23 protein-coding genes are annotated in these 23211 nt (G+C 28.4%); all 23 read left to right on the top strand.

Translation table 11 applies throughout. The features are described 5' to 3' along the window. Window positions 1-15: 15 nt before the first annotated feature. The 23 genes from ACYUEX_RS09680 to ACYUEX_RS09570 all read left to right on the top strand — a co-directional run bounded on the left by ACYUEX_RS09680 (window position 16) and on the right by ACYUEX_RS09570 (window position 23180). On the top strand, window positions 16-660 hold the full coding sequence (locus ACYUEX_RS09680) for an O-methyltransferase (protein ID WP_460287855.1): 645 nt from the start codon (window positions 16-18) through the stop codon (window positions 658-660). Window positions 661-664: 4 nt separating this feature from the next. Next, complete coding sequence (locus tag ACYUEX_RS09675) at window positions 665-1900, top strand: peptidase U32 family protein (protein ID WP_460287853.1); 1236 nt, start codon at window positions 665-667, stop codon at window positions 1898-1900. A 21-nt stretch (window positions 1901-1921) separates the two neighbouring features. Then, entirely contained in the window at window positions 1922-2539 is a 618-nt protein-coding gene (gene udk / locus ACYUEX_RS09670; RefSeq protein WP_411170462.1) for a uridine kinase, read from the top strand. A 107-nt stretch (window positions 2540-2646) separates the two neighbouring features. Beyond that, window positions 2647-4218 carry a penicillin-binding transpeptidase domain-containing protein gene (locus tag ACYUEX_RS09665; protein ID WP_460288192.1) on the top strand — a complete coding sequence of 524 codons (1572 nt, stop codon included), beginning with the start codon at window positions 2647-2649 and terminating at the stop codon, window positions 4216-4218. Between the two features lie 231 nt (window positions 4219-4449). Further along, complete coding sequence (gene sigK / locus ACYUEX_RS09660) at window positions 4450-5145, top strand: RNA polymerase sporulation sigma factor SigK (RefSeq protein WP_411170463.1); 696 nt, start codon at window positions 4450-4452, stop codon at window positions 5143-5145. A 116-nt stretch (window positions 5146-5261) separates the two neighbouring features. Then, on the top strand, window positions 5262-6317 hold the full coding sequence (locus tag ACYUEX_RS09655) for a type IV pilus twitching motility protein PilT (protein ID WP_460287851.1): 1056 nt from the start codon (window positions 5262-5264) through the stop codon (window positions 6315-6317). A gap of 534 nt (window positions 6318-6851) precedes the next feature. Then, entirely contained in the window at window positions 6852-7973 is a 1122-nt protein-coding gene (gene ftsZ / locus ACYUEX_RS09650; protein WP_411170465.1) for a cell division protein FtsZ, read from the top strand. 224 nt (window positions 7974-8197) lie between these two features. Further along, complete coding sequence (gene spoIIGA, locus ACYUEX_RS09645) at window positions 8198-8995, top strand: sigma-E processing peptidase SpoIIGA (RefSeq protein WP_460287850.1); 798 nt, start codon at window positions 8198-8200, stop codon at window positions 8993-8995. An 8-nt stretch (window positions 8996-9003) separates the two neighbouring features. Further along, window positions 9004-9711 carry an RNA polymerase sporulation sigma factor SigE gene (sigE, locus tag ACYUEX_RS09640; RefSeq protein WP_411170467.1) on the top strand — a complete coding sequence of 236 codons (708 nt, stop codon included), beginning with the start codon at window positions 9004-9006 and terminating at the stop codon, window positions 9709-9711. A gap of 81 nt (window positions 9712-9792) precedes the next feature. Continuing rightward, entirely contained in the window at window positions 9793-10566 is a 774-nt protein-coding gene (sigG, locus tag ACYUEX_RS09635; RefSeq protein ID WP_411170468.1) for an RNA polymerase sporulation sigma factor SigG, read from the top strand. Window positions 10567-10633: 67 nt separating this feature from the next. Then, window positions 10634-10960, top strand: a complete 327-nt coding sequence (locus ACYUEX_RS09630; RefSeq protein WP_460287848.1) for a YlmC/YmxH family sporulation protein — start codon at window positions 10634-10636, stop codon at window positions 10958-10960. Between the two features lie 69 nt (window positions 10961-11029). After that, window positions 11030-11485, top strand: coding sequence for a transcriptional regulator NrdR (gene nrdR / locus ACYUEX_RS09625; protein WP_411170470.1), 456 nt, complete (start codon window positions 11030-11032; stop codon window positions 11483-11485). Window positions 11486-11630: 145 nt separating this feature from the next. Next, window positions 11631-12368 (top strand): peptidoglycan editing factor PgeF, encoded by a 738-nt coding sequence (gene pgeF, locus ACYUEX_RS09620; protein WP_411170471.1) that lies wholly within the window; start codon window positions 11631-11633, stop codon window positions 12366-12368. A 13-nt stretch (window positions 12369-12381) separates the two neighbouring features. Further along, a complete protein-coding gene (locus ACYUEX_RS09615) occupies window positions 12382-13080 on the top strand; it encodes a winged helix-turn-helix domain-containing protein (protein ID WP_411170472.1) in 699 nt (232 codons plus the stop codon). Window positions 13081-13083: 3 nt separating this feature from the next. Further along, a complete protein-coding gene (locus tag ACYUEX_RS09610) occupies window positions 13084-14790 on the top strand; it encodes a HAMP domain-containing sensor histidine kinase (RefSeq protein WP_460287847.1) in 1707 nt (568 codons plus the stop codon). A 208-nt stretch (window positions 14791-14998) separates the two neighbouring features. Then, complete coding sequence (locus ACYUEX_RS09605; protein ID WP_460287846.1) at window positions 14999-15847, top strand: phosphate ABC transporter substrate-binding protein; 849 nt, start codon at window positions 14999-15001, stop codon at window positions 15845-15847. 61 nt (window positions 15848-15908) lie between these two features. After that, a complete protein-coding gene (gene pstC, locus ACYUEX_RS09600; RefSeq protein WP_460287845.1) occupies window positions 15909-16793 on the top strand; it encodes a phosphate ABC transporter permease subunit PstC in 885 nt (294 codons plus the stop codon). Window positions 16794-16795: 2 nt separating this feature from the next. After that, window positions 16796-17620, top strand: a complete 825-nt coding sequence (gene pstA, locus ACYUEX_RS09595; protein WP_411170476.1) for a phosphate ABC transporter permease PstA — start codon at window positions 16796-16798, stop codon at window positions 17618-17620. A 44-nt stretch (window positions 17621-17664) separates the two neighbouring features. After that, entirely contained in the window at window positions 17665-18414 is a 750-nt protein-coding gene (pstB, locus tag ACYUEX_RS09590) for a phosphate ABC transporter ATP-binding protein PstB (protein WP_460288191.1), read from the top strand. A gap of 23 nt (window positions 18415-18437) precedes the next feature. Next, window positions 18438-19094 carry a phosphate signaling complex protein PhoU gene (gene phoU / locus ACYUEX_RS09585; RefSeq protein WP_411170478.1) on the top strand — a complete coding sequence of 219 codons (657 nt, stop codon included), beginning with the start codon at window positions 18438-18440 and terminating at the stop codon, window positions 19092-19094. Between the two features lie 437 nt (window positions 19095-19531). Beyond that, complete coding sequence (locus tag ACYUEX_RS09580; RefSeq protein WP_460287843.1) at window positions 19532-20866, top strand: DUF512 domain-containing protein; 1335 nt, start codon at window positions 19532-19534, stop codon at window positions 20864-20866. Beyond that, window positions 20866-22182, top strand: coding sequence for a ribosome biogenesis GTPase Der (gene der / locus ACYUEX_RS09575; protein ID WP_411170480.1), 1317 nt, complete (start codon window positions 20866-20868; stop codon window positions 22180-22182). Before ACYUEX_RS09580 ends, der begins: the two co-directional genes overlap by 1 nt. Window positions 22183-22184: 2 nt before the next feature. Further along, entirely contained in the window at window positions 22185-23180 is a 996-nt protein-coding gene (locus ACYUEX_RS09570; RefSeq protein ID WP_460287842.1) for an NAD(P)H-dependent glycerol-3-phosphate dehydrogenase, read from the top strand. The last annotated feature ends 31 nt before the right edge of the window (window positions 23181-23211 follow it).

The raw sequence follows: 23211 nt of genomic DNA, 5'->3' as shown, positions 1-23211 counted from the left end.
ATTCGGAGGAGTAACATGAGTGGAATAACCCATGATTATATGGAAGAATATATAAGAAGCTTAATACTAGAAAATGATGATAAGTATAAAGAGTTAGAAAATTTTGCGAAGGAAAATAAGGTTCCTATAGCACAAAAGGAAACTGCAAAGTTTTTAGAATTCATAGTTAGTATGAAGAAGCCTTTAAGAATTTTAGAACTTGGAACTGCAATTGGATATTCAGCGATTTTAATGTATGAAGCTTCAGGAACAAAACCAAGTATTACTACTATAGAACGTGACGAAATTATGATAAGATATTCTAGAGAAAATTTTAATAAGTACGGTCTTAGTGAAAAAATAGAAATTAAAGAGGGGGATTGTTTAGAGATTCTAGAAAATCTAAATGAACCTTATGATTTAATATTTATGGATGCAGGCAAAGGACACTACAATCATTTTTTACCGCATTGTTTAAGGCTGTTAAAAAGTGATGGAATTATAGTAGCAGATAATGTTTTATTTAGGGGTATGGTTGCATCAAATGAATTAGTAAAAAGAAGAAAAATAACAATAGTTAAAAGAATGAGAGAATACTTAGAATTAGTATCAAAAGATAGAAATTTAATTACTTCTGTAATACCAATGGGGGATGGAATTGCAGTGACTAAAAGGAGGTAAAATTATGATTAAACCAGAGATTTTAGCACCAGCAGGAAGTCTAGAAAAATTAAAAATAGCAATAGATTTTGGAGCAGATGCTGTATATATAGGTGGAGGAAGGTTAAACTTAAGAGCTTTCTCAGATAACTTCACCAATGATGAAATGGCTGAAGGAGTTAAATATTGCCATGATAGAGGTAAAAAATTATATGTTACTATGAATGTATTCCCAAGAAACCATGATTTAAAGGGTGTAGAAGAATATATTAAAGGTTTATATGATTTAGGCGTAGATGCAATTATAGTAGCAGATCCTTCAATAATAATGGCTGCTAAATCAGCAGCACCAGATTTAGAAATACATTTAAGTACTCAAGCTAATACAGTTAACTGGATGGCAACTAAGTTTTGGTATGAGCAAGGAGTTAAAAGAATAGTTTTAGCTAGAGAATTAACACTTAATGAAATAAATGTTATAAAAGAGAATATTTCAGAAGATTGTGAATTAGAAGTATTTATACATGGTTCAATGTGCATAGCTTATTCAGGAAGATGTCTTATTTCAAACTATATGTTAGGAAGAGATGCTAATAAAGGTATATGTTCAAATGCGTGTAGATATAAATATTACTTAGTAGAAGAAACAAGACCGGGTGAATATTATCCAGTTGTAGAAGATGATGATGGTACATATATAATGAATTCAAAAGATTTATGTATGATAAAGCATATTCCTGAACTTATGAAAAGTGGAGTACATTCTTTTAAAATAGAAGGTAGAATGAAGAGTGAATTCTATGTTGCTTCTGTTGTTAAGGCTTATAGAGAAGCTATAGATGCATATATGGCTAATCCAGAAACTTACGAGTTTAAGCAAGAATGGATGGATACATTATTAAAGATAAGTCATAGACAGTATCATACAGGTTTCTTCTTTGGTAAAACAGGTGAACAAAACTATGATGTATCATCTTATGTAAGAGATTATGATATAGTAGGTATTGTTCAAAGTTATGATTCAGAAACTAAAGAGGCGACTATTCTTCAAAAAAATAGAGTCTTTGAAGGAGATGAAGTTGAAGTTTTAAGAGCTCATACACCTAACTTTAATATAACTTTAAATGAGATGTTCGATGTGGAAAAGGATGTTAAAACTAATGTAGCTAATAGAGCTCATATGATGTTCAAAGCTAAGGTTGAAACTCCATTAAAAGAAAAAGACATGTTAATTAAAGGAAAGAAAGTTTTAGAGCTTTAGACAAAAGAAGGGGGAACTATAATGAAAAAGCCAATATTAATTGGGATAACAGGAGGAACTGGATCAGGCAAAAGTAGTATTGCAGATGCTATATACTCAAGTTTTTCCAATGAATGTATTGCAATGATACAACAGGATATGTATTATAAAGATCAAAGTCATTTAACTATGGATGAAAGAGTAAAAACTAACTATGACCATCCAAAAGCTTTTGATAATGACTTATTAATTAAGCATTTGTCTGATTTAATCAATGGAATTGGAATAGATAAGCCTATATATGACTTTGCTGAGCATAATAGAGCAAAAGAAATAGTAAGAGTTGAACCTAAGGATATAATAATAGTTGAGGGTATATTAGTACTTGAAGATGAAAGACTTAGAGAACTATTAGATATAAAGGTATATGTAGATACAGATGCTGATATAAGAATTCTTAGAAGATTAGTAAGAGATATTAATGAAAGAGAAAGAACTGTTGAATCAGTTATTAACCAATATTTGAGTGTAGTAAGACCTATGCACATGCAATTTACAGAGCCGACTAAAAGATATGCAGATATTATAGTTCCAGAAGGCGGACAAAATAAAGTTGCTATAGATATACTTGTTACAAAGATAAAAGATATATTAAAATAGTAAATAAATGTATAAAAGACACCTCTAAAGGCTAGAATTAAGCCTAGGGAGGTGTTTTTTTGTTAGAAGTAAAAAATAAAGTGAATTTTAAAAGAGTTGTAATTATAATGGGGGGCTATCTTTTAATTATTCTATTATTAATATTAAGATTATATTTCCTTCAAATACATCCATCATCATATGTTTCTGGTGAAATGAAAAATTATCAATCTGAAAATTTATCTCAAATGAAGTATAGAATATTTGATACTAATGGAAAAGACTTAATAGATTATACAAAAAAGTACATTGTTATAGTAGATACAAAGCCTTTTATGCTTAATAATTATGAAGAAACCTTAGAAGATTTAATGGCCTTAAATTTTATAATGAAATCTGAGAATCCTGACTTTAATTATTCAGACTTAATGAAAAATAGTGGAAAAAAAATATATTATACAGTGAGTGAGGAAACTTTTAATAAGGTAAATAAATTAAAAAATATAAAAGGAATATACACATATATATATGATGAAGTAGATACTAAAGAAGCTTGGAAAACGAATAATTTTTTAGCTAATATAAATGATGAAAATGTAGTAGAAGATTCTTTAGAGAATGACTTAAATTCTTATATAAAATACAATAATTACCCAGAAGCAAAGTTTTATTTAGATGAAAAAGCTATTTATGGAGACGGCTTATTAAATGAGGGAGAAAATAATAATATAAAACTAACTATAAATGAAGAGTGGGAAGAAAAGATTAGGGAGGTACTTAAAAAAGAGGATTATTCTTTTTTAAAGAACGTAGGCGTTGTAGTTTCTGAAGCAGAAAGCGGTAAAATAAGAGCTATGGTTCAAAAGGACGAAACTCAAGCTAACGTGAATTTAGGAATAGAGCAACTAGGATATGAGCCAGGTTCTATATTTAAAGTTATAACAGAAACTGTTGCATTAGATTTAGGATTAATAAGTCCTTATGATGTTTTTTCATGTACAGGAGAAATATGCAGTAAAAATGGCAAAGCCTACGGTCATGGAGATATCTCTGTAGAAGATGCGTTGAAAGTATCTTGTAATGATGTTTTTGCAAAGGTAGGAGCAAAAATTGGATATGATAAAATGGTGACATATATGGAGAAAATGGGGTTATTTAAGCCGGTATTTAACCTGAAGGGAGAAAATAGAAATGAAGCTTCAGGAGTTAAACCTACTGAAGAAAATAGCATGAACAATATATCTATAGGTCAAACTATTATGGTTACACCAGTACAAATGGCAGGATTATACAATACAATAGTAAATAATGGGATTTATATAAAGCCTACAATAGTAGGATCCATTATAGATAATAATGATAATGTTGTAAAAGAATTTAAAGAAAAATCTACTAGAATATTTAGTGAAACCGCAGCTAAAATATCTCAAGAAACAATGTCAAAGGTAATTTGGGAAGGATCAGGATTTGAGGCTAAGGTAGAAGGCGTAAACATAGGAGGAAAAACAGGAACTTCTACGGGAACTGGTGGTACTAACCATGGGTGGTTTGCAGGATATTTTGAAATGGAAGGAAAAAAATATACTATAGTTGTTATTGCTCCCAATATTGGAGAAAAGCACCCAGATGGAAGAGAACTAGGTGGGGGAAATACTGGAGCACCTATTTTTAGGGATATAATAAAAATACTTCTTAAATAAATGAAGCTGCTATAAGCTCAAATAAAGATTTGAGCTTATAGCAGTTTTTATTATGCTATAAGTTCATAAATAATATATTAAATAGTTTTTTTAATTTTAAACTAATTATTAAAGGATAAAATAATTTTATAAGTCTATATAAGAAAATATTCCAATTTTATTTTAAAAAACACAAGCAATATTTTTGGATTTCATCATATTATATAATAAGCACTACGAGGAGGAAGTTCTGTGTTTTTTTTATCTAATATTATAGAGCTGTTATGTAATTCTATATTTTTAACTGGTTATATTACAGGAAATAATACATTTCCAAAACCGCTTGAAGAAGAAGAAGAGGAGCATTATTTAAAACTTTTAAAAAATGGAGATAAGGAAGCAAAAAGTATATTGATAGAAAGAAATCTTAGGTTAGTAGCCCATATAGTAAAGAAGTATAATTTTCCAAATAAAGATATAGATGAATTAATATCTATAGGAACAGTTGGACTTATAAAGGCTATAGATTCTTTTGATTCATCAAAAGGAACTAGATTAGCGACTTATGCATCAAGATGTATAGAAAATGAGATATTAATGCTTTTTAGAAATAATAAGAAGCAAAAAAATGAAATTTATTTACAAGATCCAATTGGAGTGGACAAAGAAGGTAATGAAATATGTTTAATTGATGTATTAAGTAGTGACAAAGATTCAGTATTAGAAAAAGTTGAAAGTAATCTTCAAATTAAACAATTGTACAATAAAATTTGTGTTTCTCTAAGTGAAAGAGAAGGGGAAATTTTAAAAATGAGATATGGATTAATTGATGGAAGATGTAGAACGCAAAGGGAAATAGCAGCATTACTTGGAATATCGAGATCATATGTTTCTAGAATAGAAAAAAAAGCTCTTAGAAAATTGAGAAAAGAAATGTCTAGCAAATAAAAACATATATAAATATATCTTATGTTGAAATATTATGCAATATAAAGAAGGAATGTTGGAATTTTTATCGAATATGTAAAAGAAACATATTATATCAACATGGAGGATATAAAGCAATGTATGTGTTAAATGATTTATTAAATGAGACAATAGAAAAAGAAGCGTCGGATTTACACTTAACAGTTGGATTACCGCCAACAATAAGAGTTAATGGTAGTTTGATTAAATTAGGGACTGAGAAATTAAGTCCCAATGCATTAAGAGATTTTGCTAAGGAAATACTAGGAGATAATTTTGAATTATATGAAAAGATAGGTGAAATGGATACATCTTATTCTATTTCGGGAACAGGTAGATTTAGAGTAAATATATTTAAACAAAGAAATAGTGATGCTATTGCTGTAAGAGTAATTGCATTAAAAATACCGACTTTAGATGAGCTAAAACACCCAAAGGTAATAAAGAACATAATAAACAAACAGAGGGGATTAGTATTAGTTACTGGACCAACTGGAAGTGGTAAAAGTACAACATTAGCAGCTATGATAAATGAAATAAATAATACAAGAGAAGCGCATATTATAACATTAGAAGATCCAATAGAATATCTTCATAAGCATAATAAGTGCATAATTAATCAAAGAGAAATAGGAAAAGATAGTAAAAGTTATAAAACTGCACTTAAGGCTATTTTAAGAGAGGATCCAGATGTTATACTTGTAGGGGAGATGAGAGACCTCGAAACTATTTCTATTGCTATAACAGCAGCAGAAACTGGTCATTTAGTATTCTCCACTCTACATACAATAGGAGCTGCTAAAACTATAGATAGAATAATAGATGTTTTTCCGCCACACCAACAGCAACAAATAAGAGTTCAACTGGCTGCAGTACTACAGGGAGTTATATCGCAACAGCTAGTACCAACTGAAGATAATAAGGGGAGAGTTGCATCTTTAGAAGTGATGACTACAACACCAGGAATTCAAAATTTAATTAGAGAAGGTAAAACACACCAAATAGAATCAGCTATTCAAACTGGTGGAAAATATGGTATGAAAACAATGGATATGGCATTAGCAGAATTATATAAAAAAGGAATTATAGATGAAGAAACTGCACTAACATATTCAGTTGATAGAGAAACTATAAAAAGAATAATGGTTTTATAAAAAAACAGAGAACATCTCTGTTTTTTTTATTAAAATTTATAAAATAATAAAATTTAATAAAGGAAATTTAAAATCTTTGTTGAATATAAGATTTATAAATATTTTTAATATATTTTAATAATAGATAATGATGTATGTTTATAATACTATTTAAAAATTATTATAATATGAACTAAATAGTTGAGTTATTTAATTATAAATGATAAAATAATAATTGAATTTTATTAAATTTAATTATAAAAATAATGGTTATTTTTATAAAAGTGAATAGATTTTATATTAATTTCCATATTGTAAGAATAATCACAAAGAATTTAAGTAATAAAATGTAAATAAAAGTTCGAAAATATACATTTATTGTCTTTAAATAACAAAATCTTTCTTATTTAGTTTATTAAAGTATTGTTAAAAAGGTACAGTATGATGTAGAATTAATATATATTACTATATATTAGGATTGAATTGAGATTATTAAGAAGAGAAGAAACAAAGTAGAAAAATTACTAGTAGATATTTTCTAAAGGAGGAATTATTTTGTTAGATTTCGAAGTAGATATGCAAGAATTAACCAATATTAAGGTAATTGGTTGTGGAGGCGGCGGTGGAAATGCCGTTAATAGAATGATCGCTGAAGGGCTAAAAAACGTTGAGTTTATTGCCGTTAATACAGATAAACAAGCTTTAATGCTATCTCATGCTAATGTTAAAATTCAAATTGGAGAAAAGTTAACAAAGGGTCTTGGAGCTGGAGCTAATCCTGAAATAGGAAAAAAGGCTGCAGAGGAAAGTAGAGAAGAAATAGCAGAAGCTATAAAAGGCGCAAATATGGTATTTATAACAGCTGGTATGGGAGGTGGAACAGGAACTGGTGCAGCTCCTGTAGTTGCAGAAATAGCTAAATCTATGAACATATTAACTGTAGGAGTAGTTACAAAGCCATTTCCATTTGAGGGAAAAAGAAGAATGAGACATGCTGAAATGGGGATAGAGAACCTTATGAAGGCAGTTGATACTTTAGTTATAATTCCAAATGAAAGATTATTAAGCATGGCTGACAAAAAGACAACTCTTTTAGATTCATTTAGATTAGCTGATGATGTATTAAGACAAGGGGTACAAGCTATTTCAGACCTTATTACAATCCCAGGGGTAGTTAATGCGGACTTTGCTGACATAGAAACTGTTATGTTAAATAAAGGCCTTGCACATATGGGTGTTGGACATGGAACAGGGGATAATAAAGCGCAAGATGCTGTAAGACAAGCTATTTCATCTCCATTACTTGAAACATCTATAGATGGAGCAACAGGAGTTATTATAAACTTTACAGGTGGAGTTGATTTAGGTGCTATAGAAGTTTATGAAGCAGCAGATATAGTAAGAGAATCAGCAGACCCAGATGCAAACATAATATTTGGTGCAGTTATAGATGAAACTTTAACAGATGAAATAAGAATAACTGTTATAGCTACAGGTTTCGAAGAAGATAATAATAAAATATTAAATCACGAGCCTATATTTGAAAAGAGAATTGTTAAAGAGCAACCATTGAAAAGTGAAGTAGAGATATCAGAACCAACAAAAAGAGTAGATCCTCTTTTAGATATTGAAACTGATAGTGTAAATATTCCTAGTTTCTTAAGATCAAGAAAATAAGTAAATTATAAAAAAGACTAAGAAAGTGATGCTTTCTTAGTCTTTTTTTATTTCTATCACATATTAATAATTATAGTATTTCCTTGTTATTTTTTATTAAAATAATCAAATAAGTGTAAATATATGTAGTAAATAAGGGATGAAAATATATTTTATAAAGAGTTTTTATGACAAAATTTTAAAAGCTAACAGTTTATAATTTAATTACAGAGGGGGAGATGCGTATGGTAGTTTACATAGATATACTTATAATAGAAAACTTTATTGTAAACTTATTTTTATTATTAATTACTATGAAAGTACTTAGATATAAATATAGCAAAACTATTTATATTGGGGCTATAGTAGGAGCTTTTTATACAATAGCTTTATTTTTAGAAAATAGTATTTTAACATCTTTACCATTTAAAATTGCTGTTGTTTTATTAATGATAGTAATAACTAATAAAAGTCTTAAAACAATAAATATAATAAAGGCTTCAGCAACTTTTTTGATAGTATCTTTTACATTATGCGGGATTTGCTTTGCCTTTTCAATGATGGACAATCAATATAGTGTTTTTAGAGTTTTTGAAATTAGAAATTATTCTATAAAATATTTAATAATCTCAATAATGATACTATACATAGTTATAGTTAGAGTAGTAGATTACTTAAGAGAAAGAGCCTTAATAAAAAACTTTATATACGAAATAGAGATTTCACATGAGAAGAATACTTTATTTTTAAAAGGTTTATTAGATACTGGAAATGCCCTAAGGGAACCTGTAACAAATTTGCCTTGTATAATAATAGAAAATAATTTTTTGAATGGATTTAATTTACCAAGTGATGAAGAATTTTATATTCCATATAGCACTATAGGAGAAGAAGGAAATTTAAAGGGATTCAAAAGTGAAAGAGTTAGAATTCGAGGAGAAGATAAAGAATGGAAAACAGTAGAAGTTATAATTTGTAGTTGTAAAAATAAATTAAGTAAAGAAAATGAATTTAATGCATTACTATCAAGAGGGGTAATATAGGTGATATTATGATAAGTTTAAGAGTATTAATAAATAGGATTTTACAAAAGATTAAAATTTTTAGAAGAGAAGTTCATTATGTAGGTGGGAATGATGCACTTCCGCCACCATTAAAAAAAGAAGAAGAAGAAGAACTTGTAGAAAAGCTTATACATGGAGATGAATCTATAAGAGATATATTAATAGAGAGAAATTTAAGGCTAGTTGTTTATATAGCTAGAAAATTTGAAAATACAGGAGTATGCGTAGAAGACTTAATATCTGTAGGAACGATAGGATTAATTAAAGCTGTTAATACATTTAATCCTGAGAAAAAAATAAAGTTAGCTACATATGCTTCAAGATGTATTGAAAATGAAATTTTGATGTATTTAAGGAGAAATAGTAAGGTAAAAGCAGAAATATCATTTTATGAGCCTTTAAATATAGATTGGGATGGTAATGAACTTTTACTATCTGATATTTTAGGAACAGAAAATGATACAGTTTATAACTTAATAGAGGATGAAGTTGATAGAGAATTATTATTTTTAGCATTAAAACATTTAAATGATAGAGAAAAAGAAATTGTAAAACTAAGATTTGGTTTAAATGGTACTAGAGAAAAGACACAAAAAGAAGTAGCTGACATGCTTGGAATATCTCAATCTTATATTTCTAGATTAGAAAAGAAAATAATAAATAGATTAAAAAAAGAAATCAATAAAATGATTTAGGTTGTCTTTAGTATAAAAGCTATAACTCTCGGGGATACTTTTTAATGCAGTATGTTATTACTTCCGAAGGGGTTGATGAGCTTGATTATTAATAAAGTAGAGATATGTGGTGTAAATACCTCCAAACTACCTATATTAAAAGAGAAAGAAAAAAGAGAACTACTTTTAAGTATGAGAGATGGAAATAAAGATGCTAGAGAAACTTTTATTAAGGGAAACTTAAGGTTAGTTTTAAGTGTGATACAGAGATTCAATAATAGAGGGGAAAATGTTGATGACTTATTTCAAGTTGGATGTATAGGATTAATGAAAGCCATAGATAACTTTGATTTAGGTCAAAATGTTAAGTTTTCAACTTATGCAGTACCCATGATAATAGGTGAAATAAGAAGGTATTTAAGAGATAATAATTCAATAAGAGTAAGTAGATCATTAAGGGATATTGCTTACAAGGCATTATTAGTTAGAGATAAACTTATAAAAGATAATAATAAGGAACCTAATATCTCACAAATAGCTAAAGAACTTAATTTACCAAGAGAAGAGGTAGTATTTGCATTAGATGCTATTCAAGATCCAGTGTCTCTATTTGAACCTATATATCATGATGGTGGAGATGCTATATATGTAATGGACCAAATAAGTGATTCTAAAAATACTGATGAAAACTGGCTTGAAAATATATCTATTAAAGAGGCTATGAAAAAATTAAATGATAGAGAAAAATTAATACTAACATTAAGATTTTTTAATGGAAGAACTCAAATGGAGGTAGCGGATGAGATAGGCATATCTCAAGCTCAAGTATCTAGATTAGAAAAAACTGCATTAAAGCATATGAGAAAATATGTATAGAGCTCTTAAAGAGCTCTTTTAAACTAATAAAATATGTACATGCCATTATTTAAAGGGGGATAAGTTTATGGGGTTATTTGATAACACAAAAGTAGAAGCTGATATGTATTCAGAGACTGAGGAAGAACTTTTATTACATTCTTTAAATGCTCTTAGAACAATGGAGGTAATAGATATAAAAACAGGATCTAAAATGGGTTTTATAAAAGATTTTGTTATTGATGTTGAAGAAAGCAAAGTAATATCAATTATATTACCAGGAACTAACAAGAGTTGGTTTAGTAAGGAAGAGGACTTGGAAATACCATGGAGTAAAGTAACAAAAGCAGGTATAGAGGTTATATTAGTTAATGGTTCTGATATAGATGATTTTAATTTATCAAATAATATCTAGCAATAGATTAAAAAAGCTTGTATAATTTATATATACTTAAGATAATACTTAGGAAAGGCGTGGATAGAAATGAGATGTCCCTTTTGCTTATTTGAAGAGAGTAAAGTTGTAGATTCTAGATCTACAGACGATAACACTACTATTAGAAGAAGAAGAGAATGTTTAAGTTGTAATAAAAGATATACTACTTATGAAAAAGTTGAAGACATTCCTATATTAGTTGTTAAGAGAGATTTGACAAGAGAAAATTTTAATAAGGAAAAGATAATTAATGGACTTATAATAGCTTGTCAAAAGAGACCTATATCAAGAAAACAAATAGAAGAGCTGGCAGAAGATATAGAAAAATCTATTTCTAATAAGATGATAACAGAAGTAGAGTCTAAGATTATTGGAGAAATGGTTATGGAAAGACTTAAGAATTTAGATGAAATATCTTATGTTAGATTTGCTTCAGTTTATAGACAATTTAAAGACATAAATACATTTTTGGAAGAAATTAAAAATCTAGTTTCTAAGGAATAATTAGTTAACTTAAAATAGAAAGATCTATTTTAAGTTAACTTTTTTGGTTAAAAATAGGTTAAAATATACTTAAATAATTAAAAAAATAGAAAATATGATCAATAAATGGTAAAATATATTAAAATAAATTAAAAGAGGTGGCGTTATGATAATCTTAACACCAAATAATTTTGATAAAAAAAGAGATTTTTTAATTTACAAAGTTGGTAGTACAAATGTAGTATTTTCTACAGCAGAAGAAGATAGAAGTTTTAATAGGCATACAGAGTATGGAGTAGAAAATTTAAATAGTATAAAGGAAGATTTTAAGTTAAAAGATGTTATTTATTTAAATCAAGTCCACAGTGACAAGGTTTATATTTATAACAAAGATTATAAAAACATAAAAGAAGAAGAAGGAGATGGAATAATAACTTCTGAGAAAGATATTGCAATAGGGGTATTTACAGCCGATTGTGTTCCTATAATTATAGTTAATGAAAAATCTAAGGCTATTGCTACTATTCACAGTGGATGGAAAGGAACATTTAATTCAATAGTACTGAAAACATTAATAAAGATGAAGGAAGAGTTTAAGATAGATATAAAAGAAACTAAGATTTTCATAGGTCCACATATAAAACAATGCTGCTATGAAGTTTCTAATGAATTGAAACAAAACTTTTTAGATAAAACAGGTATAGATGAGGAAAAACTATTTAATGGAAGAAATTTAAGCTTAAAAGAATGCATTGTAAAGGACCTAAAAGATTTAGGTATTATGGATAATAATATATATTTACTTGATTTATGTACTTATTGTGAAAATGATATAGAACTTTATTCTTATAGAAAATCAGAGGGTACTTATGGTCGATTATTTTCATTTGCATTTATAGAGTAAGGAGGAGTTACTTATGTCAGAAGAAAAGATATTAGTAGTAGATGATGAAGATCATATAGTTGAATTAATAAGTTATAATTTAACAAGCTCAGGTTATAAAGTTATAACAGCTAATAATGGGTTAGATGCTGTAAGACTTGCCAAAGAAGAAAATCCAAAACTTATGTTATTAGATTTAATGATTCCTGGATTAGATGGATTTGATGTTTGTAAAGCTATTAGAAATGATAGTGAAACTAAAGATATTTCTGTAATAATGCTTACAGCAAAGGGGGAAGAATTAGATAAGATATTAGGATTAGAGCTTGGCGCAGATGATTATATGACAAAACCTTTTTCTATAAGAGAATTATTAGCAAGAATAAAAGCAGTTTTAAGAAGAACAAAATCCTTAGATAGAAGTGAAGAAATCTTTAAGGCTAATGGTATATTTATAAACTTTGATAGAAGAGAAGTAATTATACAAGATAAAAAAATAGATTTAACATTAAAAGAATTTGAATTATTAGAAATATTGGTTAAAAATAGAGGTAAAATATTAACTAGGGAAACTCTTTTAGATAAAATATGGGGATATGAATATGTAGGTGAAACTAGAACTGTAGATGTACATATAAGATATTTAAGAAAGAAAATTGAAGTAGATGATAAAAATCCAAGATTTATAGAGACTATAAGAGGAGTAGGATATAGGTTTAATCCTAATAATTAAGCTATGAAAAAAAGAATATTATTATCATCATTAATAACTGTAATATTTGCATTACTAATAGTTACATGTTCTTTTATTGCCTTAGTAAACCTTAAAGAAATAGATAAAACTAAGGAAGTTTTATCTATTTATAACAATTTAGTAATAAAATTAAATAGATTTAATAATGAGGACTTACAAGATTTTAAAATAAATAATACTAAAGTTAGATTTACACTTATAGATAAAGATGGAAATGTGTTAAGTGATACAGATAATGAAAATTTAGAAAATCATTTAAATAGAGAAGAAGTAATTGCAGCATTTAAAAATGACGAGGCGTCTTCAACTAGATATAGTAGTACTCAAGGGACTAATGTAGTTTACTATGCAACAAAGATAAATGATAACATGATAATAAGAGCTTCATTACCTTTATATACAATAAGGGTCTTTTCAGAAGATTATATTAAATACTATATTATTGTAATAATATTTGTAGTTCTTTTATCCTTAGGGCTATCATTAAAGCTAATAAGAGCTATTATTTATCCTGTTAAAGAACTAGAAATTGCGACAAACAAAATAGCTAATGGAGATTATAGTAGAAGGGTGAATATATATACAAATGATGAAATAGGTTCATTAGCAAATACATTCAATAATATGGCAGATCAGTTACAATCTAAAATAAATGATTCTTTAGACAAGAGGAATAAATTAGAGGCCATTTTAGAAAGTATGGAAAGTGGAGTAATTGCTATAGACAATAAGCAAAAAGTAATGTTGATAAATCCATATGCTAAAAATTTGTTTGGAATAACAAAGGATATTATAGGTGAAAATATATCAGAGTATATAATAGATTATGATATAATAAGTTTCATGAGAAATATACCAGCAATAGAAACGAAAGAAATAAAACTTATTCATCCTATACCAAAAGAACTTAGAATAAAAAAATCTCCTATAATAAATGATAAAAAGATACCTATAGGAGTTGTTGTAACTGTACAAGATATAACAGATATAAAAAGGCTTGAAAATATTAGAAGCCAATTTGTTGCAAATGTTTCCCACGAGTTAAAAACACCATTAACATCTATAAAAGGTTTTGCAGAAACACTTAAGTTTGTTGAGGATATAAATACTAGAAATAAATTTTTAGATATAATTGATAAAGAAGCAGAAAGGCTTACAAATTTAATAAATGATATTTTAATTCTTTCTAATATTGAAAATAATCATAAAATGAAAAAAGATAAATTTAATCCAAATAAAGTTATAGAAGATGTAATAAATATGGTGACTCCTCAAATGGGCAAAAAAGAAATAACTATTGAATTTATAAATGAAGGAACTAATGAATTAATTGGAGATAGTGATAAGTTCTTTCAAATGATATTAAATTTAGTAGAAAATGCAATTAAGTATTCAAGCAATAGATCTAATATAAAGATAATAACTTATGATATTAAAGAATATGTTTATATAGAAGTAGAAGATAATGGAGTCGGCATTCCAAAAGAAGATTTACCAAGAATATTTGAAAGGTTTTATAGAGTTGATAAATCAAGAGCTAAGGGTGGAACAGGATTAGGGCTGGCAATAGTAAAACATATAGTAAAGATGTTTAATGGAGAAATTTTTGTTAAGTCTAAATTAAATATAGGTACTAAATTCACTATAAAATTAAGAAAAAGTATAAAATTTAATGACTCTATCTATTAAAAGGAAAGGATTTTATTAGTCTTTTCCTTTTTTGCATATAAAAAGCTGTTATTGTTAAAAATTTTTAACATTTATATAACTTTTTTTAACTTTTAACTAATATTTATTTAACTTTTAGGGACTAATATTAGTATGTAAAGAAAATTAATAATAGAAATGAATAGATTTAAATTTTTAAATTTAAATTATTAATTTGGAGGAGAATTTTATGAAAAGAAAGAGCTTAAAACTTATATGCACTGCCTTATTAGTTTCAATAGTAGGAGGAGCTTTTGTAGGTTGTTCAAGCGATAAAGAAGGCGACAAAAAAAGCAAGAAAGAGTCAACAACTATATCAATTTCAGGATCAACATCAGTTGGACCATTAATGGAGAAACTTGCTGAAAAGTATGAAAGTGACAATAAGAATATTTCAATAGAGATAAATCAAGTAGGATCATCAGCAGGAATTAAAGATACTATAAATGGAGTATCAGAACTTGGAATGTCTTCAAGAGAATTGAAACCTGAAGAGGCAAAAGAAGTTAAGGGAACAGTTATAGCATATGATGGTATAGCAATTATAACTAATAAAAACAATCCTATTAAGAATATTACACTAGATGAAATAAAGGGTATATATACTGGTAAAATAACTAATTGGAAGGAAATTGAAGGCGGAAAAGATGCACCAATAGTTGTTGCTTCAAGAGAAGAAGGATCAGGAACAAGAGATGCATTCCAAGAAATAGTTAAATATAAATCAGAAGAACTAAGATCTGATGCAATGATTTCTAATGGTAATGGTGGATTAAAAGAAATGGTAGCTGGAAATGAAAATGCAATAGGGTTTGTATCCTTTGAATATTTAGATGATAAAGTTAATATAGTTAATGTTGAAGGAATTGAGCCTAATGCTGATTTAGTGAAATCAGGTCAATATAAGATTTCAAGACCATTCTTAGTATTATCAAAAGAGGGAGACTTAACAGAAGATGGTCAAAAGCTAATAGACTTTATATTAAGCGATGCAGGGCAAACAATAGTTAAAGAAAATAAGTTAATTCCAGTTAAATAACTTTAGGTTATCAAGAATGCTCCTTTAAGGGCATTCTTACTTTCATAGGAGAGGGTTAAGCATGTTGAATGTTAAAAAGAATAATAGTAAGTATATAGTAGAGAATGTATCAAAAGGAGTATTTTTAGTAAGTGCTCTTATTGCAGTAATAAGTTTGTTATTAATTATAAGTTTTGTATTTTATAAGGGATTAACACCTTTTATTAGTAAAGGATATTCATTTAAAGAATTTTTATTTGGGACAAAATGGATACCTACATCAGAAAAGTTCGGTATTTTGCCAATGGTTTTAGCTTCTATATTTGGAACACTGGGTTCTCTTATAATAGGGGTACCAGTTGGGATTTTAACAGCTATATTTATAGCTGAGATTGCCCCAAAAAGGGTCGGCAAAATAATATCGGCATCAGTAGAATTATTAGCTGGTATTCCTTCTGTTCTATATGGTGTCTTTGGGCTGGCAGTGATAGTACCATGGATTATGAATACTTTCAATCTTCCAAAGGGACAAAGCCTTTTAGCAGTTATAATAGTTTTATCTGTTATGATGCTACCAACAATAGTAACAGTTTCAGAAACTGCCATAAGAGCAGTTCCTAAACATTATAAGGAGGGCTCTTTAGCTCTTGGAGCTTCACATATAGAAACTACATTTAAAGTAGTTGTACCAGCTGCAAAGTCTGGTATTTTAGCAGCTATAGTGCTAGGGATAGGTAGAGCAATAGGAGAAACTATGGCAATAATATTAGTAGCAGGAAACTCACCTATTATTCCTAAATTATTAACAGATCCTGTTAGACCATTAACTACTAATATAGCATTAGAAATGGGTTATGCATTTGGAACTCATCAGGAAATGTTATTTGCAACAGGGGTTATATTATTCTTGTTTATTTTATTATTAAATTTAGTATTAAGTAAACTTTCTAATAAGGAAGGTAATTAAAGATGAGAAAATTAAAAGAAAATATTTTAAAAGGGCTATTATGGATTTCTGCTGGACTTACAGTTGGAATATTAATATGCATTTTAGGCTTTATATTTATTAAAGGATATAAGCACATAAGTATAGATTTTTTAACTAAAAATTATTCAGCATCGGGTAATGGTGGAATTTTACCTATGATAGTAGCTACTTTATATACAGTTTTTATATCTATAATAGTAGCAACCCCTATAGGAGTACTTGCAGCAATTCATTTAACAGAGTATGCAAAACAAGGGAAAATGGTAAAGTTAATAAGATTTGCAACAGAAAGCTTATCTGGAATACCATCTATTGTATATGGATTATTTGGATCAATATTTTTTGTTGTTACTTTAAAATTTGGATATTCTTTATTAGCAGGATCTTTAACAGTTTCAATTATAATATTACCAGTTATAATTAGAACAACAGAAGAAGCCTTAAAAGCAGTTCCTTCTTCATATAAGGAAGCTTCACTAGGACTTGGAGCTACAAGGTTCCAAACCCTTTATAAAGTTGTAGTTCCAAGTGCTATACCAGGTATATTAGTTGGAGTTATACTTTCAGTAGGACGTGTAGTTGGAGAGTCAGCAGCAATACTTTTAACAGCAGGTACTGTTGCAAAAATGCCTAAAGGTATAATGTCTAGTGCGAGAACATTAACTGTTCAATCTTATTTAGTTACTCAGGAAGCAGGTGATATAGAACAGGCTGCTGCTGTTGGAATAGTTTTAATTGTTATAATACTAGTGTTAAATATCTCAGCAAAATTAATAACTAAGAAGTTTAGTAAGGCAAATTACTAATTAAGAATAAAAAACTAAGAGGTGTAAGGATGTCAAAGGAAGTAATGCCTAAAATAAAAGTAAGAAATTTAAACTTATATTATGGTGAAAATCAAGCATTAAAAAATATAAATATAGATTTAGAGGAAAATAAAGTTACTGCATTTATTGGACCTTCTGGTTGTGGTAAATCAACATTTTTAAGAACTTTAAATAGAATGAATGACTTAATAGATAACGTTAAAATAGATGGAGAAATATTAGTTGATGGAGACGATATTTATAAAAGTAAAGATGTAATTGCATTGAGAACGAAAGTAGGAATGGTTTTTCAAAAACCAAATCCATTTCCGATGTCAATTTATGATAATATAGCATATGGTCCTAGGCTTCATGGAATAAAAGATAAAAAAACTCTAGATCAAATAGTAGAGAAAAGCTTAAAAGGTGCAGCACTTTGGGATGAAGTAAAAGATAGATTGAAAAAAAGTGCTTTAGGTTTATCAGGAGGTCAACAACAAAGGTTATGTATAGCTAGAACCATAGCAGTTTCACCTGAAGTTATATTAATGGATGAACCAACATCTGCATTAGATCCTATTTCAACTAATAAAATGGAAGAGTTAATGGAAGAATTAAAAAAGAAGTATACAGTTATAATAGTAACGCATAATATGCAACAAGCAGGAAGAATTGCAGATAAAACAGCATTTTTCTTAAATGGTGAAATAATAGAATATGGAGATACCGAAGATATATTCTATAAACCTAAGGATAAGAGAACAGAGGATTATATTACTGGAAGATTCGGTTAAAAATATATAAGAGGTGATTTAAAATGATGAGAGAAGTAATGAGCAATAAGATAAAATTGCTAAACTCAGAACTTATTGAGATGGCTAGCTTAGTAGAAAAACAAATATATGATAGTATGATTGCACTTAAAGATCAAAATTCAGATCTAGCTAAAGAGGTTATAAAAAACGATGATAAAGTAGATAACCTTCAAAGGGAAATAGAAGAAAAGTGTATTAAATTTATGGCTACTGAATCACCAGTTGCAAGAGATTTAAGAAGTATATATACTACATCTAAAATAGTAACTGATCTTGAAAGAATGGCAGATTATGCAGTAGATATTTGCAAAATAGTTCCAAGAGTTAAAGGTGTTAACTTTTCAAATGAAATAGCTCCAGTTTGGCAAATAGTTGATATAATTACAAGTATGATAAAGCTGGCAATTGAGGCTTATGTAAATGGAGATGAAAAAGCTGCATATGAAATTTGTGATATGGATGATAGAGTAGATGAAATTTATCGAGGGATGTTTGCAATTGTATTAAAGAAAATGGGAACAGATGAATCAATGATAAATCAAGGAACACAAATACTATTTGCATCAAAGTACTTAGAAAGAATTGGAGACCATGTAACAAACATATGCGAATGGATAATATTCTCTAAGAAGGGTAACTATGTTGACTTAAACGAATAGATAAAATGAAACATCCCCTATAATGGGGATGTTTTTTACTCTTTAGGAAGTTATGTTTTTATATTTATTGTAGACAACTATTTTGAGATATTTAGTTATTAAAGGTATATCCTAAAGAGTAAAAATGCGAATTTAGTGCGTATGCAAGATTTTCCTCAGGCAAGCTTCGGAAATGCACATGCGCTAAAAAGTCCACGGCTCGACAAGTTCGCCTTGGCGACTTTTTTATTGACTAGATATTATTATTAATGTAATATAACATCAAGTGATTATTATACTTGGGTGAAGTTTGCTCAATAGGAATATAAGCCTTTATTTTAAGTATAAAATGGCTTATTCATGAGAATTTTAGATATTTTCTTTTATAAATGGAGAAAATTATTATATAGAATGACATGATTAAAGAGAATATGTTTAAGACATTGAGGTGAAAAAATATGAAAAATTTAATTAAAAAAGTAGACCTTGGAAGTATTGCAGAAGAGGTTGGGATAGAAGTTGATGATGTATTATTATCAATTAATGGTACGCCTATAGATGATATTATAGATTATAAATTTTTAGCAGTAGACGAAGAAATTCTTCTAGAAATTGAAAAGCCTAATGGTGAGGTATGGGAATACGAAATTGAAAAGGAATATGGAGAAAATTTAGGCCTTGAATTTGAAGGTGGGATAATGGATAAAGCAAAAAGTTGCTCAAATAAATGTATGTTTTGCTTTATAGATCAGCTTCCTAAAGGTATGAGAAATACTTTATATTTTAAAGATGATGATTCAAGATTATCATTTTTACAAGGTAACTTTGTTACCTTAACTAATATGAAAGATGAAGACATAGATAGAATAATAAGATATAAGATAAGTCCTATAAATATTTCAGTACATACAACTAATCCAGATCTAAGAGTAATGATGTTGAAAAATAGATTTGCTGGAGCTATAATGGAAAGGCTTAAAAAGCTAAGAGATGCAGAAATTGAAATGCATGCGCAAATAGTATGTATCCCTAATGTAAATAATGGAGAAGAATTAAGAAAAACTGTAACTGATTTATACGAATTACATCCATATGTAAAAAATGTTGCAGTTGTACCTATAGGAATTACTAAGTTTAGAGAAAACTTACCTCATGTAGATACATTTACAAAAGAAACATCAAAGAATGAAATTACGATGATTCAAGATCTACAAAAGAAATTTATAGAAGAAACAGGAGCTCCATTTGTTAGATTATCAGATGAGTTTTATATAGTAGCTGGCTTAGATGTTCCCAATGAAGAATTTTACTCAGAATATGATCAGTTAGAAGATGGAGTAGGTATGATTAGATACTTTAGAGAGGTTGTTCAAAGATCGGTAGAGTTTCTAGATAAAACTTCCAAGGGAAGTTTTTCAATGGTAACTGGTGAATTAGCTTACGATGAGATAAAAAGATCCGCAGATCTTATAATGAAGAATAATGCTAATATTGAAATAGATGTATATAAGGTTACTAATAATTTCTTTGGAAATACTATAACAGTAGCAGGACTTTTAACTGGAACTGATATAATAGATCAATTGAAAGGAAAGATAAAAACAGATTATTTAATTATGCCAAATAATATGTTTAGAAAAGGTTATGAGCTTGGGCCGGCAGATATGATTATGCTGGATGATTTAAGAATTGAAGATTTAGAAAAAGCGTTAGGCGTTAAGGTGATAGTTTGTGATTATACAGGAGATGACCTTATTGACATAATAAATGCAAATTGTGAGGAGGAAAAATAATGGGTAAACCGATAGTTGCTATAGTTGGAAGACCAAATGTAGGTAAATCTACTTTATTTAATAGGTTAGCAGGGCAAAGGATATCTATAGTTCAAGACACTCCAGGTGTAACTAGAGATAGAGTATATGCTCAAGCTGAATGGCTTAACTATAATTTTACAATGATAGATACTGGTGGTATAGAACCAGAAAGAGAAGATATAATTGTTAAACAAATGAGAAGGCAAGCTAATATAGCTATTGAAACAGCAGATGTTATAGTGTTTGTTGTTGATGGTAAAGAAGGATTAACACCCGCTGACCATGAAGTAGCAAGTATGCTTAGAAAAAGCAAAAAAGAAGTTGTTTTAGTTGTTAATAAAGTAGATTCTTTAAAAGAGGAAGATAATGCTTGGGAGTTCTATAACTTAGGTATAGGAGATCCAGTAACAATATCAGCATCACAAGGATTAGGCCTTGGAGATATGCTAGATAGAGTAGTTGAAAACTTTGATAAATATAATGAAGATGATGAAGATGATGAATTTATAAGAATAGCCATGATAGGTAAGCCAAATGTAGGAAAATCTTCTTTAATAAATAAATTACTTGGAGAAGATAGATTAATAGTTTCAGATATACCTGGAACAACAAGAGATTCTATAGATAGCAATTTAGAAACAGAGCATGGAAAATTTATTCTAGTTGATACAGCAGGACTTAGAAGAAAAAGCAAAGTAAAAGAGGAAATAGAAAGATATTCAGTAATTAGAACATATGCTGCAATAGAAAGAGCAGATGTATGTATTTTGATGATTGATGCAACAGAAGGCGTAACTGAGCAAGATGAAAAAATAATAGGATATGCTCATGAAATGAATAAGGCTATAATGGTTATAGTTAACAAATGGGATTTAATTGAAAAAGATGATAAAACAATGCAAAGATATAAAGAAGATTTACAAATGAGCCTTAAGTTCTTAAAATATGCAAAATATTTATTTATATCTGCTAAGACAGGACAAAGAACACATAAAGTATTAGAAATTGCAAAGGAATGTTATGATAACTATTCAAAGAGAATTCCTACTGGGATATTAAATGAAGTTATAAACAAAGCAGTTCTTATGAAAGAACCTCCAATAGTAGGTCTAAAGAGAATGAAGATATACTATGCAACTCAAGTTGCTTCAAAGCCTCCAAAGTTTATTTTCTTTGTTAATGATTCAAGTGCAACACATTTTTCTTACGAAAGATATTTAGAAAATCAATTAAGAGAAAGTTTTGATTTTAGTGGAACAGGTATTCAAGTAGAATATAGGGAGAGGAAGGAATAATTATGAGGAATGTGACTTTTTTAGGAGGAGGTAGCTTTGGTACTGCTCTAGGAATATTATTAGCTAACAAGGGAAATAAAGTTAGTATATATGATAGAGATAAACATGTAGTTGATGATATTAATATAAATAAAAAAAATGATAGATATATTAAAAATTTACATATACCTGAAAATGTCACTGCTTATATTAATCTAGATGATGCTATAAGAGATGCAGATTTTATAGTTTTATCAGTTCCATCTCATGTAATAAGAGTTGTAGCGAAATCATTAAAAGGAAAAATAAACGATGATGCTATTATTATAAGTATAGCAAAAGGAATCGAAGAGAAGAGTAATTTAAGATTGTCTCAAGTTATAGAAGAGGAATTACCTAATAATAAAGCTGTAATATTATCTGGGCCTAGTCATGCAGAAGAAGTAGCTTTTAATATACCAACAACAGTTGTTGTATCTTCGCGTGATATGGAGGCTGCAAAAAAAGTTCAAGATCTATTTATAGATAGAAACTTTAGAGTTTATACAAATGATGATTTAGTAGGTGTTGAAATTGGTGGTGCAGTTAAAAATATAATAGCATTAGCAGCTGGGGTTTGTGATGGAATTGGGTATGGCGATAATTCAAAAGCAGCTCTTATGACTAGAGGTATGGCTGAAATAGTTAGAATAGGAATGAAACTAGGTGGAAAAGCTGAGACATTTCTTGGCCTAACTGGAATGGGAGACCTTATAGTAACATGTACTAGTCTTCATTCTAGAAATAGAAAAGCAGGATTTTTAATTGGTGAAGGAAAAACAACTGATCAAGCTATAAATGAAGTTGGAATGGTAGTAGAAGGAATTAAAGCTTGCAAGGCTTTCTATGAATTAAAAGAAGACTTAAATATAGAGATGCCTATAACAGATATTCTATATAAAATATTGTTTCAAAATAAAAATCCTAAAGAGGCTGTTGTAGATTTAATGGAAAGAGAAAGAAAAAACGAAATATATTAACAATAAAGGAGAAGTAAATTTTACTTCTCCT

It is taken from the genome of Clostridium sp. CTA-7, from assembly GCF_054768095.1.
The sequence above is the reverse complement of the archived record's forward strand: the minus strand, read 5'-3'. Positions and strand labels throughout refer to the sequence as shown.